Raw genomic sequence first — 15989 nt, 5'->3', positions numbered from 1 at the left:
AGATTAAATAATTAGAAATTAACACCTAAAGTAAATGAGTACGTACGAGGTTTGGGATAGGTATAAAAATCCACTCCCTGCTCAAATACGGCATCATAACTCGTTACCTCCGGATCACTACCAGAATAGTTCGTAATCAAGAACGCATTCTCCACATTGAATCCCAAGGATAAACTCTTGATGTGAGCGGCAGAAAGCATACGGGAACTAAAGTCATATTTCAAACCGATATTACGTAAACGCAAGAACGAACCCGGCTCACAACTCCAAGAATCTACGTCATTCTCATATCCATCTCCCGGAAGGCGCAAGCTAGGCACCATCGTGTTTTGGTTTTCCGGCGTCCAAGCGTTCACCGGAATGTCCGCATAAGCATTGGAGAATGTCACACGGTTACCCATCAACTGGCGAGTGAAGTTAATCAACTTATTACCATATACCCATTGCAAATCAAACATAAACGTGAAGCCTTTCCACGAGAATGTATTTGTCATATTCATCTCGAATTTAGGAGCGCCATTTCCGATATAGTCTTGGTCTTCGCCATCCTTCATTCCATTACCATTCTTGTCCCAATACTTGATATCGCCGGGTTTCTTATTATACTTAGCGGCTTCTTCCGCCTCATCAGTACCCCATGTACCTAGGCGAACATAGCCGTAAAGAGCATTTAAAGGATGTCCCTCTTCAATGCGTCCTCCCCACTTACCGATAATATTATCATTTATATCCAGTACCATCGAGCGGTTCATCGTATAATTCCAAGAGGTAGTCCATAAGAAATCACGGCTTTGGATATTGCGTGTATTCAAGCTCATCTCAAGACCTTGATTACGGATCTTACCCAAATTTGTCATAGTTTTCTCATATCCCGAGTTAGAAGGCAATTGTAGCTCATACAATAAATCAGTCGTAATCTTATGATAATAATCCGCCATAAACTCGATACGCCCATTAAAGAAACTCAAATCGATACCCGCGTCAAGTTGTCTGGATTTCTCCCAGCGTAAATCCGGATTTGCCATACTTTTCAACGTAACGATCGTCGCCATATCCTTGCCAAAAGGAAGGCGTTTATTCTCATAACGTGCCATAGACGCATAATCACCGATTTCCGCGTTACCCACCGTACCGTAGCTCAAACGGACTTTCATATCATCAATCACCTTTTTCGCGTTCTCGAAGAAATTCTCATTGGATACACGCCAAGCGGCCGAGAATGAAGGAAAGAAACCATATTGGTTATTCAAGCCAAAACGAGAAGAACCATCCTCACGGAAAGAAGCGCCCAATAAGTAACGATTGTCAAAATTATAGTTGATACGGGCATAGTAAGAATTCATCTTATTATCCGTATAGTCTGAGCCAACCTTAGAACGTACGGTACCGACTCCCATATTATTGTACTCAAAATAATCATCGAAGAAATTCTCGGCCCCTAGCTCGCTTTTCTCTGTTTTTGAGTAATACCAACTGGCTCCCGCTACGACATTCAAGTTATGCTTATTCCAGCTTTTATCAAAAGTCAAGTAGTCCTCATTCGTCCACGACATCGTATTTCGATGTGCTTTCTCCGCTTTACCCTTTTGAGTATCTCCATAGCCGAATAAGGTACTCGGGTTATAAGATGAATTGATATAAGAACCATCCTGGCGGCTGAAGCTAGTCGTTAACTTTAACCAAGAGGTAATCTTAAACGTACCAATCACGTTAGCCAACGTGTACTGATTCTTATCGATATTCTTACGTTCCTTTAAAATCCTCACGGGATTCTCCGTATCTTCCGCACCTGGATAATCTCCTTTACGGGAATAGGTACCATCCTCATATTGAACCGGAAGGAACGGTAATGCTTCCAATGTATACCGAGAGATCGCATTCTCCGAGTTTCGGGCATTACTAGATCCAACATTCAACATGGCCTGTAAATGGAACCATTCTTTCAAATCCCATCCTACATTGATAAACGCATTCAACTGACGTTTATAAGTCTCCAACATAATACCCTGATTATCTTTATAACTTACATTCGCCACAGCGGTCAGCTTATCGCTTCCTCCGGAGAAACTAAGTGAATGCTGATGAGAAAAAGCCGTACGGGTCACGGCATCCTGCCAGTCCGTATCATATTTCGGAGTCCCGTCCGGATTGAACAGGTCATTCTTATGCGTAAACATATTGCTCGGATCCAGATGGGGAGCGATACGTCCCGGTTGAGCCTCATAAGCACGCTTGAATACATCCAAAGCCTCTTCCGCATTTAAGACATCGACTTTACGAGCTAACGTTCCGGCAGACAAAACGGTATTATACGAGATATTCGTTGTATTTTTCTTACCTTCCTTCGTTGTTATCACCACAACACCATTCGCACCTCTCGCACCATAAATAGAAGAGGAAGTAGCGTCTTTCAAGATATCGATAGACTGAACTATATTCGGATCAATCTGGTCCGGATCCACGCCAACCACACCATCGACCACATATAGCGGTGTATTGGAAGAATTCAAAGAACCGATACCACGGATTTTTATCGCAGGGCTACCACCCGGCGCACCAGAATTCAAAGCGATATTAACACCCGCTACCTTTCCGGCCAATCCTTGGAATACGTTCGTGGCATTCGGACGCTCCAATAACTTCTCCGAGTCTACGGAACCCACTGAAGTTGACAAGTTTCGTTTCAACATCGTACCATATCCAACGACAACGACCTCTTCAAGCGCTTTATAATCCTCGGCCAACTTCACGTTAAACAGTGTACGATTCCCGACCTCGATCTCTTGCTCCGCATAGCCGATATAGGAAAATGACAGGATATCGTTATTAGCCGCATCCAAGCTAAACTTTCCATCCAGATCCGTAACGGTACCGACCGTCGTACCCTTAATCACGACATTGGCCCCGATAACCGGTATGCCATCCGGATCCGTAACGGTACCGGAGATCTTTTTCTTTTGTTGCTGTACGGCGTCTTTCTTCAAGATCGTGATGTGCTTACCTGATATGCGGTAGGTCAAGTTCGTGTTTTTCAACAACTCATTCAACACGTCGGTAACTTGGCGATTCTTCACCTGTATATCCACCTGCTTACTATTATCGATATCCTCGCTCTTATAGAAAAACATGAACTCGGTCTGTTTCTCAATCTCCGAGACGACATCATAGAACGTCCCGCTCTTTACTTCTACCGTAACTTGAGCTTTTTGCGCATAGGTATCCGCCGAGACATGCAATATACCCAGTATTAAAAAAAGCAATGTGATCTTCATGATTGATTTAAATTTTTTAGGTAATAGATCATCACTATTCCAAACTTTTTCCATAAATTTGTAAATGTTTTTTTATTAAGGACTTACCTCGATCGCACGGTTTCAGCGGACTGGCGAGAAAGGTGATTCATAAATTAAAAACGAATAAGGATCGGGGGTGAGTGGTGTCAGTCCCGATTCTTTTTTTGTGATCAAGTATTTGTCATAGGCAATTCCAATGTTTAAGGTTATACATCTATTATTTTGTTATTTGCTTCTCGCCGATATCAGAATATCTTTTCCGTCTTTCATGAAAGTGAATTGTTTCTCCGAGTTAATAATATCCAACACCTCTTGTATACCTTGATCCAAAGAGAAGGTTCCCGTGTAGCGGATGTTCCGCAGACTGTCATGCGCCAAGCGGATATTTACCCCATAGTAATTCTCCAGACGTTTTACGATAGAGACTAAGGTCTCATCCTTGAAACGATATTTCCCTCCTACCCAAGCGTTCGAGATCGAGGCATCTGTCTCTGACAAGAAAATAGAGCCGGTCCGGTTATCCGACCGGGCTTGTTGATTCGGCTTTAGCTTCATGCTACTCATTTTCCGTCCTTGAGCGTCAAAAGATTCCAACAGGATACTACCACTTAATAAGGTGGTGACGCTAAAGCGATCATCGTTGAAAGCCTGTATATTGAATGAGGTTCCGAGTACCGTGATTTGTTGGTTCTTTAGTTTTACGATGAAAGGTTTCGAATGATTCTTCGCAACCTCGAAATAGGCCTCACCCTCCAGATGAACCACACGCTCATCTCCATTAAAAGAGGTGGGGTATTTAAAACGGGTGGAGGCATTGAGTATGATCTTACTGCCGTCGGATAGCAATAGCGTGTTCGCACGTCCGCCTTTTTCCACTACGATCTCGTTATATTCCATATCGCCGGCATATAAACGATTGCTTATCCATTGATTCATACCCACACCTACTCCCATAGCGATTACGATAATCGCCGCATATCTCAAGAATGAAAGCCAGAACTGTTTGCCAAGGACCTTGGATTTCACAGATACGCCAGAGATCGCATCCAGCTTTCCAGCCATTCGCTCCCAACTACGCTCCACGGAATAATGGTTCAAGAACGCCACTTCTTTCCGAGTGTCAAAAAGCCCCTTAAGCTCAAAGAAGTGGGCTTTATTAGCGTCACTCTCATGAATCCAAGCATCCAACACCCGAAGTTCATCCTCTTGAATCTCGTTCTGCAAATAGCGTATGATCAGTTCTTCTATCGAATTATTAGATTCCATTTTCTGTTTCATTTATAATATATACGACCGGTTTCCTCTTTTTACTTACGTATTCTACCGTATTTTTTACTCAAAAATCGGCATAAGGCGCAAAGAAAAGCAAAGTTCTACATAAATAAATGCAGGTCAGCATCTTGTATGCAGAGCGGGTTGAAGCAGGCTTCGGCATAAAATGCCTGAAAACACCCCTTTCGGACAAAGTTCGGCTACTAAACAGCTACCGGTTCCGAAACGGGGTATATACAGCATAACAAGTTCTGTTTCATCGATTTGCCTTGTTTTGCATAGCTCTTGGTAAGAAATAAGTAACTACCTTTAGAAACGAAAATTTTAGAGTTATGGAAACAAAGAGAAGTACGTTTGCGACCTCGTTCTACATCAAGAGATCCGCAGTGAGAAACCGGGACGGGAAAGCCCCCATCATGGTGAAAATCTCCGTTGACGGGGATGACAAGGCGGTGGGAACCAAGCTGTTCGTCACTCCCGACCTCTGGGAGAACGGCAAGGCGAAAGGCAAGTCCGCAGAGGCAAACGAGATAAACGGGCAACTGAAGGAGGTCTCCGCCCGGCTCACCAACCACTACCACCGCATCCTCCGGGAAGAGGATTTCGTCACAGCCGAGAAGCTGCGCAACGCCTTCCTCGGTGTCGGCGTGATGGAGAACTGCATCCTCAAAGACTTCGGGAACATGAACCGGGAGTTTGAGGCGATGGTCGAGAAAGGGCAGCGAGCCAAGTCCACCTACAACAAGTATCTGGCTGTTTACAACCATTTCAAGACCTTCCTTTGGGAGAAGAAGAAGCGCACCGACATGGCTTACAAGGAGCTGACCAAGGAGATCATCGCCGATTTCGACAAGTACCTGCGGGTGGAGAAGGGATTGAGCGCCAACACCCTCTGGATATACACCATGCCCCTGCTCAGCCTGACCGACAAGGCGTGGCGGCGGGGCATCGTCCGCACCGACCCCTTCGGCGAGTACAGCCTTGAGATGCAGGAGACCGACCGGGGCTATCTCACGGAAGAGGAGCTGCGCACCTTGGCTAACGCCGTGTTCGTCAAGAAACAGACCAGCCTCGTGCGGGACATGTTCCTCTTCGGGTGTTTCACCGGGCTTAGCTACATTGACATAAAGACGCTCACCCATGACAAGATACAGCGCATGGACTTCGACGGCGAGGAATGGATCATCACCCGGCGCACCAAGACCCGTGTGTCGAGCAACGTCCCCCTCATGGAGATTGCCAAGGAGCTGATAGAACGTTACAGAGGGCTTGCCGGAGGCGACCTTGTCTTTCCCATGCCCAGCAACAGCGTGTGCAACAGGCATCTCAAACAGATAGCCAAAGCCTGCGGCATCCACAAGGAGATCGGCTTCCACCTAAGCCGCCACACCTTCGCCACGACCGTCTATCTCTGCAACGGCGGCACCATCGAGGCGCTCTCCAAGATACTCGGGCACAAGCACATTTCCACGACCCAGATCTACGCCGAGGTGACCAACAGGATGGTAAGCTCCGATTTCCGGGCGATCTCCGGCAACCTCGCCGCCATGCAGCGGAGCGTGCTGGAGAAGAAGGACAGGAGACAGGACGGAAAGCGGGTGCGCCGCTCCCTCCGGGAAACGGCTTGACGCCTTCCCCCGGTGCAGAATGCGGCAAAGGCAGGAACTTCCGATGCGGTGTCCCTGCTTTCGCTGCATTTCCCGATGCACACCCCCGTGCGTTTATGTTGGACTTTTCCCCCGTTTGCGCTTTGGGCGCATGTCCACGTAGTTCTCCTCCAGCATACGCAGCAGATCCGACTGGCGGTAGAGCGTCTTGCCCGGCAGCGATATGTACGGGATCAGCCGTTGCGTGCGGTAGTCCTGCAACGTCCTCGGCGTGATGTGCAGCAGCCTGCACACGTCCTCGCCCGTGAGATAGACCTCGCCGTTCATCGCCGGGCGGAAGTGCGCCGTTACCGTGTCGAGGTACCTCATGCCCTCTTCCAACGCCTCGAAGTACGCCCGTACCTCCTCCGTGTCCCTTGTGATCACTTCCATCTCACTCGTCCTCCGTCATTTCCCGGCTCATGGCTTCCACGAACGCCTCCACGTCCTCCGTCCGGTAGTAAATCTTGTGGTTGATCTGGCTGTACGGCAGCAGCCCCCGGTCACGGTAGGTCTGCAATGTCCGCTTGCTGATGCCCAGTTTCTCGCACACGTCCGCCCCGTCCATCCAGTTCATCTTTTCGGGCGGGCGGTAGCGGGCGCAAAGCTCCCTCACGTGCTGCGAGAAGCTGCCGAACCGTTCCTTCATCTCCTCGAAGGTCTTTCTCTCGATGCTTACTATTTCCATTGTCCCGATACGTTTTTATGGTTATACTTCCCTGCAAATATACCGGTCTGTATATGTCCGTGTATCAAAACCGTACCGCTTGTCCTCGTTTTGCTTCACGTTTGTAGCCTTGTCACGTTCCGGGCGGTGAAAAGCAGGGAGAAGCTCTACATATCCGCACGCCCTTCCGCATATTTCCCGCCCTTTCCGCTTGCCGTGTGCCGGACATTTCGCATATTTGTAACCGACCAAACATCATCACTATGGAAGAGGCTGTCTTTATCGCTCAATACACCTTCCTTGCCACTCCTGCGGTCATCGAGGAGGAGAGCCGCATCTTGGGCAAGATCGCACGCCGCCTGCGTTGCGAGTACGTCATCCGTTTCGAGGACGACGGCAAGTTCTATTTCCTTTTGGAGACCCGTTCCGGCTACGAGGAGCATTTCGCCCGGTGCGGCTGGTACATCGTCAGCCAGACCGACTTCAACAGCCGCCTGACCATCGGCATGGGCTTGTACGAGAGCGGGAACTTGGCGGGCTTCATGTACAGGCTCGATTCCGGCAGCGAGGACGAGGCACGTTTCTGGAACAATATCCTTGTCTTCACTTTCTTCAATGACTTCCGCAAGGCGTTCTTTCCGCTCGACAACCGCTTTCAGGGATTCTTCCGCTTGGACGGCAGCTTGTGTTTGTACCTTTATGACTATTGCCCCGTCCGGCGGAACGACAAGATCACCTTCGAGGGGAAGAAGGTGTCGAACGCCGTCTGGCGTTTCAAGAGCGGCGAGCAGACCGACCTTTTCGTCAAGCTCTTCTCCATCGCCGCCAGCCGCATCCGGGCGGTTCAGGAGAACAGGCACCGTGCCGTGCTGGTTCCCGTCCCGGCATCCACACGGGAGAAGCACCGCACCCGGTACGAGGCGTTCTGCCGCAAGCTCTCGGCGGATATGGGAGTAGCCGACGGGTACGGGGCGATAACCGTCGCTTATGACCGGGCGCAATACAAGGGCACGCACGGGAACGGAGACCGCACCGCCAATCTGGAGTTCCATCCCGAACGGTTCAGGGGGAAGTGCGTCTTGCTTGTGGACGAATATGTTGTGTAGAAAATTATGTTTTCATAGTAGCAGAAATCATTGTCATTTAATATATTCTATAAATCATACACAACATAATCTAATCTGTTTTTTTATCTTAGAGAGATAATTTAAATAGATTAGAATATGAAATTTGAAGATTATTTCAAAACAAAGAGCAGCTTAAATAAGCAGTTAAGCGCCCCTTTTCTAAAAGAGAGAATAAATTTTATTGATGAGAAAATTGCATCTGGTGTACAATCTAGCAATACAATTCGCTTTATTGCTTATGTATTACTTCCAATTGCAACAATGGCTTCTGATTACAAAGATTATGTACCGATACATGCTATTTGGAAATTAGCACATCCTGACAGCCATCAAATAAGTAAAATCCGTTCGTATTGTTTATTAGAATATTCGTTACCGTTTTTAAGGAATATACATAAATTAGATCCTTGCTATGATGACACCTCACTTATAATCAATAAATACTTGCGCCGTCCTCACTTTCGTGTAAAATACTTATCAGCTCCTAATTTGGATGAAAGAGAGAATTATCTTCTATATAAATTTAAGCGAGGTACATCCCTCAATACACTCGCAGAAATAATTCCTATTCTGTTGTCTGTACAGGATTATCTACAATTATTGCCTTTACGGGTTGTCACATTTGCAGAAGTGACAACCGCCGCCAATCGTTATGCCATAGAAAAAGGTAAATCTCCCAATTACGCTTTTATAATGTTTTTACGGGTTGCAAAGGATTGGTTGTCATATTTAGATTTATTGATATACGACAATACTCTTCTTGATATCCATGACATGGATAAGTTATGGTGCTATCTCAATTCTATGCATGACAGGGGACTATCGAAAAAAACAATACATCTGCACAAAAAACAACTTGTTCACTTTATGAGGTTTATTACCGGAAAAGATGAAGTGTTGGAAAATTTAAAGCCGGAAACGATTGATGAATATTTTGAATATTTAAGTAGTAATGGGGTTTCCAGACGAACCATATATCCGTTATCTTCAGTTATTAGGGTATATTTACGTTTCTGTGAAGAGAATAAATGGTGCAAGACAGGAATCAGTTCATTTATAAAAGCTCCGAGAATGTATCACTGTGAAACATTACCTTATCCTGTTCCTTGGGACAATGTCCGAATACTGATACAAAGCGTTGATACAGATAATCCTACAGATATAAGAAACAGAGCGATGTTTCTGCTACTTGCAGTATATGGTCTTAGAAGCAGTGAGGTAACTGGTTTACGTTTGGCTGATATTGATTGGGAGAATGAAGAGTTTTATTTGCGGCGTTCTAAAAATAGCATACCACAGAAACTGCCGTTATTTGCAATTGTAGGCAATGCCATTGTTAAATATTTACGGTTCGTGAGGAATAATGAAATAAAGTCCGATTATGTCTTTTTAGCCTTAAAAGCCCCTTATAATCCATTGACTGGGGGAGCCATATATCGTTTTCTTAGTGCTCAATTGAAATCGCAAGATTTACAATTGAGGCATTACGGGGCACATAGCTTACGTTACGGTTGTGCGACACATCTAATAAACACGGGACACACGTTTAAAGAAGTTGCAGACCTGCTTGGACATAAGATGCTGGAAACAACAAGAATATATGCAAAAGTAGATATGAACAACTTAAGTAAAGTTGCGGATATGAACTGGGAGGGGTTGCTATGAAAACATATGATGTAATAGAACGATACATTGTTTACAGACGTTCTCTTGGGGAAAAATATACCACATCCGCTTATATATTACGACAATATTATAATTACATAGGCAAAGATTTTGATTTTGCGAAAATTACAGAAGCCATGAATATGGACTATTTGTATAGAGGAGGTAAAAAAACTGTCACTTCTGGTTGGTTCAATAAATTTTCCGTTTTAAAAGGACTTTTTCAATGGGCATATCCGAGATTATTAATTTCAACGATTCCATTACCTGAACATCCACCCAAACGAGGGGAACATAGCTTGCCTTATGTTTATACTAATGAAGAACTCAAACGAGTATTCCACATCGCTGAGAATTTGCCGTGTTGTGAAAGTAAAAACTGCACACTCTATGGTAAATGTTTATCCGTGTTTTTAAAATTAACTTACGTGCTTGGATTACGTTCAAGAGAAACTATTTCTCTAAAATTAAAAGATTTGGATTTTGAGCAAAATTTTGTATTAATCAATGAGTCCAAATTTTATAAATCACGGAGAGTTCCATTTAACCATCAGGTTAAGATTTTCTTGCAAGAATATTTAAAATGGAGAAAGTCAGTGTCAATGCCAGAACATGGGGAAGCACCCCTATTTTATAAAAAGGACGGAAAACCGGAAACAGTTGCCCGCATGAGATATTTCTTTAAGAAAGTAAGGAATTTAGCGGATATTAAAAGGACAGATAAGAGTTTTCACCAACCAAGAATACATGACCTCCGTGGTACTTTTACGGTTCACCGGTTGACAGCATGGTATAAGGAAGGACGGAACGTGAATGATTTACTTCCGTTTCTTTCTACATTTCTCGGACATGACCGTTTGGTTCATACACAAGTTTATCTCACCATGACAGAAGAATTGTTTTGCGAGGCGAATAAAAAATTTGAAGAATATATAAAACTGAATATAGAGCATGAAGAATAATCAATCATTTTTAGGTTTTTGGATACGTCCTTTTCTTACTGAATATCTGATAACAATTAAGAATTATTCCATCAATACCGTTAGAAGTTATAGGGACAGTTTGAGCATGTTCTTAATCTTTATCAAAGATTCTACTAAAAAGAGAATGGAACAAATCAGGTTAGAGGATATAACTCCTACATTAGTTGAGAAATTTTTAAAATCAATAGAAGAGCAACGGAAATGTTCAGTTTCCACTAGAAACCAAAGACTTGCCGCAATACATTCATTGGCTCAATTTATTGCCTCTAAATGTCCGGAGCAGGTCGAATGGAGCCGTATGGTTCATACTGTTCCTCCTAAAAAGAAAGTCAGATCATTAATCACCTATCTTGAAAAAGAAGAAATGAATGTGTTACTCAATGCACCGAACAAAAAAAGCATACAGGGAAGAAAGGATTATGCCTTATTATTGTTCCTGTATAATAGCGGGGCAAGAGCGAGTGAGGTATGTAATCTCTTAATCAAGGACTTGTCATTACCACGAATCCAAACAAGTATGGCGATGGCTACAATTTGCGGAAAAGGGAATAAGACTCGCCGTTGTCCTTTATGGAATAGTACTACTACCGAATTAAAGAGATTGATAGAAAACAGGTCAGAAAATGAGCATGTTTTTCTTAATCGGTATGGAAATCCACTTACTCGTTTTGGGGTATTTGAAATGATAGACAGAGTGGTCAATATCGCCTCAAAAAAATACCCAAAACTTAAGGAGAAAAAAATATCTCCACATGTGATACGGCACACTACAGCCTCACATTTGTTACAAGCGGGAGTAGATATTAATACAATCAGAGTATGGCTTGGACATACATCTGTTGAAACAACAAATATTTATGCAGAAGTCAATATGGAGATGAAATCCAAGGCACTTAAAGAATGTGAGATTAGTACCTTGTCGAAAGATGAATCAAAATCAGACTGGAAAAATGATGAAGAATTGATGAGTTTTCTCAAAAAGCTTTGAAATTTATGTTGGCTAATATTTGCATAACTATATAATTATAAAGAAAATGCGATTAATAGCCAACATAATTTTCTACACAACATATTCATCATTATGTTGTACACAACATAATGATGACGTGCTTACTACCGGGGCTACTTTCATAGCGTTGCGGCGCAAGCTGATCAGGTACGGGGCAAAGTTCGTCATCGGCATGTTCCTTGCCAAGACCATTGCCTTCGAGGACGGGCGGAAGGAATAAGGCGAGAAAGCTCTCATGCGTTTATCATTTCAGGTTATCGTGAATGGTCTAACTCGATGTACCAGTCTCCCTTGACGGGCTTGTACAGCGTGGTGTCGTTGTATGTCCTGCGGTAGATCTCGTTCAGGTCGCCGTGTTCGGTGATACGGATGTTCCGGCGGCTTCTCAATCCGGGGTCGTAAACGAAACTCTTGGATGTTCCCGCATCCACGATGCCGTGGGAATAGTACGGCATAACGAGGCTCACGTATACCGAATCCGCCGTTTCCCATTCCCTGCGGTCAACAAGGACAAGACCGCATCCAATCTCTGACAACAAGGAATCGAGCTGTATTCGGTCTGGCTTCAGCAGCCCATATACCGGGAGGTCTTCTTCGTCATTCGTTTCATGGGATGTATCGCTTTGCTCTGTTGAATCAAGTATAATGACCTCTTCCGGAGAAAGCGGCGGATAGTGGAAACTGCCTTCTGAACTCTCTGACATGATTTCATACACCTTGCGGAACGCCGCCTCGTGCGTGGCGAAGTGGCGTATCATTTTCTCGTCGCTCGGCGGCATGGGCGGCTCTCCGCAGCTTGCGGCAAACAGGCTTGCTAAAAGCAAAATTGTGATGGGTATTTTCATTTTTGCTCCCAATGTTTTTCAAATTACTGATATATATCTGACAGCAATGCCTTTGAGTTCTTCTACACTGACTTTTCGGCATGTTTCTAAATTCAATCTCTCTAAATTATACAAATTTGCGATTGTTGGTTTTAGGTTTGTGAGAGCCGTACACCTTTGTAGAAAAAGAGTTTTTAGATTGACACACTTTTCCAAACCTTCGATCGAAGTAAATGAACCTCCGATAATACGCAAATACTGTAAACTAATGGTCTTTTCTAAAAATGAAAGGTTGTCTGTCCTAACTTTGCTTAGCTGAAGCCAATTTAATTGATGCAGCATTTCCCAACCACTGATTTTTGCATCATAACTGATATTGACTTTCTCTAATACTGGAAAAAGAGATAAATCCAAGTCAAAATTATTATCTACTCCCCAACGGAAATCTTTCAGTTTTGAAAGATGATATAATCCAGTAATGTTCGACCTTTTAGAAAGAGAAACGATCCAATGAAATGTTTGTATAAAATCCCGCCCATTTAGAAAATCAAAGTTTACAACTCTTTTTATATCATTCTTTTCAGAGCGGACTAAAACATCTTTGATATTATGTCTTTGGGCATAATCAAGACCTTCTTCTAAAGAATCAAAATCTATCGTTATGCCTTTAAAATAAGAAAACTCACTATAATCTACTTTGTATTTTTCCATAAATGCAATTCTTTTCAAAAATAGGTAGTGATTTGCTTTTTCGCTGTAATCTTCGCTTCAAGCCTTGATATGCAGCTATTTTTTCCGTTCAATTACAAATATATACCATAAGGACGAAACTTCGGAATATTCGGTCTTCCTTTTTTCAAGGTATGCTCAAAAGCAGTTTTTGCGGGCGGTTGTTTGGGCGTTCCCCTTCGGGTCGGGCTTTCCGCTGCAAGTCCTCGCTATGCTGTGGGCTTTCCCCTGCAATCCCTAACGTGGGTGAAAGGGCTTTCACTATCTTGCGCTTACACCTTGGCGCACGGCGACATGGGTGGATCTCCGGATACAACCGCTAAAAACAATGTTATGACAGATTTCTTCATTCTATTTATTGGGTATGTTGCTGATTATTCAAAATTCCGTATCTTCTGTCCATTCCAGAGAGTCCACCGGACAAAGTCCGGCGTTATTCACTTCGTACCACCCGGTCAGCAGTACCCTTATGCTGTCCGGCGTATATCCCTTGACCCATGTGCATTCGACAAACTTCCGTCTGCCGTCTTGGATTTCCTCAAAGGTGGCGTGGTTCAGCAACCCTGCACGAAACTCTCCGCCCATATCTCCCTCTGTTGCCCTTACCTGCATGACATAGACCGGTTGCCCGTAGCGGGAGGTGCGACCGTCCTGATTGATCAGATATAGCAAGGCTTCGCTGGGTACTTCCTGACGGGCTCCTACCGTGATATGCAGCGCAAGGTAATCCCTCCACCTTTGTGGAACTTCCGTCCGTGTGTTCTCCACCGGCTCCGCCTTGCGCCCGTCTATCCGCATCAGTGTGCTTGGCAACAGGTTAATTTCGGCAATAATCAGAAAGACGAGGGAGAACAGGAAGAAGTAACATCTGAAGGGGCTGAACCTGCGTCCTTCATAGTGCTGCATGACCGCTTGCCTTCGTGAAAACGGGTATATCCAGCCGCGCGAAACACAGTGATGGACTACGACGATTCCAACTATCATGGCGACTGTAAACCACCCAAATGCCGGGGAACCGTAAAGAAAATGAGCGGTTGTAAGGAATATCGGCTCATAGATAAATATCATGATGCAAAGCATCAGCATGGACTCCCCGTCGGGGCGTCTTGGCTCACCCTTATAATGCCATTGTGCCATTTCTCCCAACCAGAACAGATAGTCGAAGAAATAATAATGCCGTTGTCGTTCTTGCTCCTTATATTCCCGTTTCTTCATTCTAAATATATTGCATGGGTAATGTTTGATAGTGCTCCGCTTATTCAGCCAGTTTGCTATTAAACCGCCTACTATTTACTTTTATTTATTGTAAATACCTTGTTTTCCTCATTTATATCATAAAGCCCATCAAGATGAATGTGATAATCATCTTCATTTTCATATCCAATCATATCGTACATCCTACTTTTCTCTATTGCATAGATTTAATAAATTCTTAGCCCATTTGATTTTTGCATTAAACCCCTCCCAAGATGCAGACTGCTCTTTCCAATAATCAGGGATATCAGTATTGGCACCATGCTCCAAAAGGAGTGTGAATACTTCTTTGAATCTTTGATAAGCTATATTTACATCAAATTCCGGATTCCAAATTAGAGTATCAGGCAGATCGGATTCAAACATATCCGATGTCGAATGTATCATTGAGTGAGAGAGATTTACTCCATGAAAGAAACTATTAACTCCATTGTTATCTGTAAGGTTGATGTCCATCCGATGTTCAATAAGAGACTTCAATATTTTTAAAGAATCTTCGTGTGTACCGCATTGTAACCCATATTTGGGTATGCAATGTGTAACAGCGGTATAGACAGCTTGGTGACTTATATACATATCATCTTTGGGAGTATAGTCATTTACATTCGCACCCGCATCTATTAAGAAACAGACAATATCATAGTGACAATTCTTGATTGCTATGCGTAAAGGGCACAAACCTTCATCCCTTTTGCGCCATCCTTTTTCTATGCTATTGATAAGAACAGGATTTTTTTCTATCACTTGCTTAACTGTATCGAAATCTCCTTTATTTATCGCATCAAATAACTTTTTCATTACTATCCTTTATTATTAGATGTACAATTTCCGGCGAATAATCTCTTCTTTAAATATTTATCCGTTTGTTATTGTTATACGATTTGTTTGTACTTCTTTAAATCTCAAAAATTCATTTGCTTTATACAAATGAAGTAATCGCATTTTCATATTCTCATTGACAATGCTTTTATAAAAGCCATATTTATTCCAACCTTTTAAAAAGAATCCATCGACAGATTGAGGTATTTTAGATTCATCTAATACGAGAGTACTCAAACAATCAAATTCTTCTATTTTAGAATGGATATTATCAATACAATCAACAACTTCGTTAAAAATAAGTACCATATAATTGAACGGGAAATCTCCATGCACTGAAACTCTTTTAAAAGAAATGCCATTTATAGAAGATAAATCATTTATATTCAAGACATCTTCTCTAATAAGAAACAAATGGCTAACTTCAGCAAATTCTGGCATCCTTATTTGCTCAAAATCAGATATACTTTTAGCCGTTAGCCCTTTACCTTTGACAAGGGCTTTTATCTGGCACTCTTTCTTTGAAGATGAACCTATAATTTCTTGAAAATTAATTTCTTCATTTTCATGCATAAATTCCCATGAATATGTGATACATTTCTTCCAAATTTGGTTTTCTCCATTCAAATATACTTTATACCATTTCATATTGTCATTGTTAATCGGTAATATGTTCGACAGCGTTCCCGCTTTTAGTAGTG

At 43.2% G+C, this 15989-nt stretch carries 14 protein-coding genes; 5 read left to right on the top strand and 9 right to left on the bottom strand.

Annotated features, from left to right (window positions below):
- Window positions 1–11: 11 nt before the first annotated feature.
- On the bottom strand, window positions 12–3272 hold the full coding sequence (locus tag DW033_RS07105; RefSeq protein WP_233554148.1) for a TonB-dependent receptor: 3261 nt from the start codon (window positions 3270–3272) through the stop codon (window positions 12–14).
- Window positions 3273–3518: 246 nt separating this feature from the next.
- A complete protein-coding gene (locus DW033_RS07100; protein WP_005865901.1) occupies window positions 3519–4559 on the bottom strand; it encodes a FecR family protein in 1041 nt (346 codons plus the stop codon).
- Window positions 4560–4897: 338 nt separating this feature from the next.
- On the opposite strand from DW033_RS07100, the gene DW033_RS07095 reads away from it, so the two are divergent.
- Window positions 4898–6193, top strand: coding sequence for a site-specific integrase (locus DW033_RS07095; RefSeq protein ID WP_117599391.1), 1296 nt, complete (start codon window positions 4898–4900; stop codon window positions 6191–6193).
- Window positions 6194–6286: 93 nt separating this feature from the next.
- On the opposite strand, the gene DW033_RS07090 is transcribed toward DW033_RS07095, so the two are convergent.
- Window positions 6287–6604 (bottom strand): helix-turn-helix domain-containing protein, encoded by a 318-nt coding sequence (locus tag DW033_RS07090; protein ID WP_005858007.1) that lies wholly within the window; start codon window positions 6602–6604, stop codon window positions 6287–6289.
- A gap of 1 nt (window position 6605) precedes the next feature.
- Entirely contained in the window at window positions 6606–6899 is a 294-nt protein-coding gene (locus tag DW033_RS07085; protein ID WP_008629224.1) for a helix-turn-helix domain-containing protein, read from the bottom strand.
- A gap of 242 nt (window positions 6900–7141) precedes the next feature.
- On the opposite strand from DW033_RS07085, the gene DW033_RS07070 reads away from it, so the two are divergent.
- The 4 genes from DW033_RS07070 to DW033_RS07055 all read left to right on the top strand — a co-directional run bounded on the left by DW033_RS07070 (window position 7142) and on the right by DW033_RS07055 (window position 11641).
- Window positions 7142–7984, top strand: coding sequence for a ComF family protein (locus DW033_RS07070; RefSeq protein ID WP_233554146.1), 843 nt, complete (start codon window positions 7142–7144; stop codon window positions 7982–7984).
- A gap of 117 nt (window positions 7985–8101) precedes the next feature.
- Window positions 8102–9670: a tyrosine-type recombinase/integrase gene (locus DW033_RS07065; protein ID WP_122382600.1), complete on the top strand. Its 1569-nt coding sequence runs from the start codon at window positions 8102–8104 to the stop codon at window positions 9668–9670.
- Window positions 9667–10632 (top strand): tyrosine-type recombinase/integrase, encoded by a 966-nt coding sequence (locus tag DW033_RS07060; protein ID WP_122382599.1) that lies wholly within the window; start codon window positions 9667–9669, stop codon window positions 10630–10632. Before DW033_RS07065 ends, DW033_RS07060 begins: the two co-directional genes overlap by 4 nt.
- The gene (locus tag DW033_RS07055) at window positions 10622–11641 is read left to right on the top strand and encodes a tyrosine-type recombinase/integrase (RefSeq protein ID WP_122382598.1); all 1020 of its coding nucleotides are present in this window, start codon (window positions 10622–10624) and stop codon (window positions 11639–11641) included. The genes DW033_RS07060 and DW033_RS07055 overlap by 11 nt, the downstream gene beginning before the upstream one ends.
- Window positions 11642–11916: 275 nt before the next feature.
- Here the strand turns inward: DW033_RS07055 and DW033_RS07045 are convergent, their stop codons facing one another.
- From DW033_RS07045 to DW033_RS07020, 5 genes are all read right to left on the bottom strand, one after another.
- Complete coding sequence (locus DW033_RS07045) at window positions 11917–12507, bottom strand: DUF4948 family protein (protein WP_117599388.1); 591 nt, start codon at window positions 12505–12507, stop codon at window positions 11917–11919.
- Window positions 12508–12525: 18 nt separating this feature from the next.
- Window positions 12526–13197, bottom strand: a complete 672-nt coding sequence (locus DW033_RS07040) for a hypothetical protein (RefSeq protein ID WP_117599387.1) — start codon at window positions 13195–13197, stop codon at window positions 12526–12528.
- A gap of 396 nt (window positions 13198–13593) precedes the next feature.
- On the bottom strand, window positions 13594–14430 hold the full coding sequence (locus DW033_RS25300; protein ID WP_117599385.1) for a hypothetical protein: 837 nt from the start codon (window positions 14428–14430) through the stop codon (window positions 13594–13596).
- Window positions 14431–14613: 183 nt separating this feature from the next.
- Window positions 14614–15267 (bottom strand): ankyrin repeat domain-containing protein, encoded by a 654-nt coding sequence (locus DW033_RS07025; RefSeq protein ID WP_122382597.1) that lies wholly within the window; start codon window positions 15265–15267, stop codon window positions 14614–14616.
- A 57-nt stretch (window positions 15268–15324) separates the two neighbouring features.
- A complete protein-coding gene (locus tag DW033_RS07020; RefSeq protein ID WP_117873676.1) occupies window positions 15325–15936 on the bottom strand; it encodes a hypothetical protein in 612 nt (203 codons plus the stop codon).
- Between the last annotated feature and the right edge of the window lie 53 nt (window positions 15937–15989).

The organism is Parabacteroides sp. AF39-10AC (assembly GCF_003635405.1).
Taxonomy (GTDB): domain Bacteria; phylum Bacteroidota; class Bacteroidia; order Bacteroidales; family Tannerellaceae; genus Parabacteroides; species Parabacteroides distasonis.
This window is presented reverse-complemented; position numbering and strand designations above follow the sequence as displayed.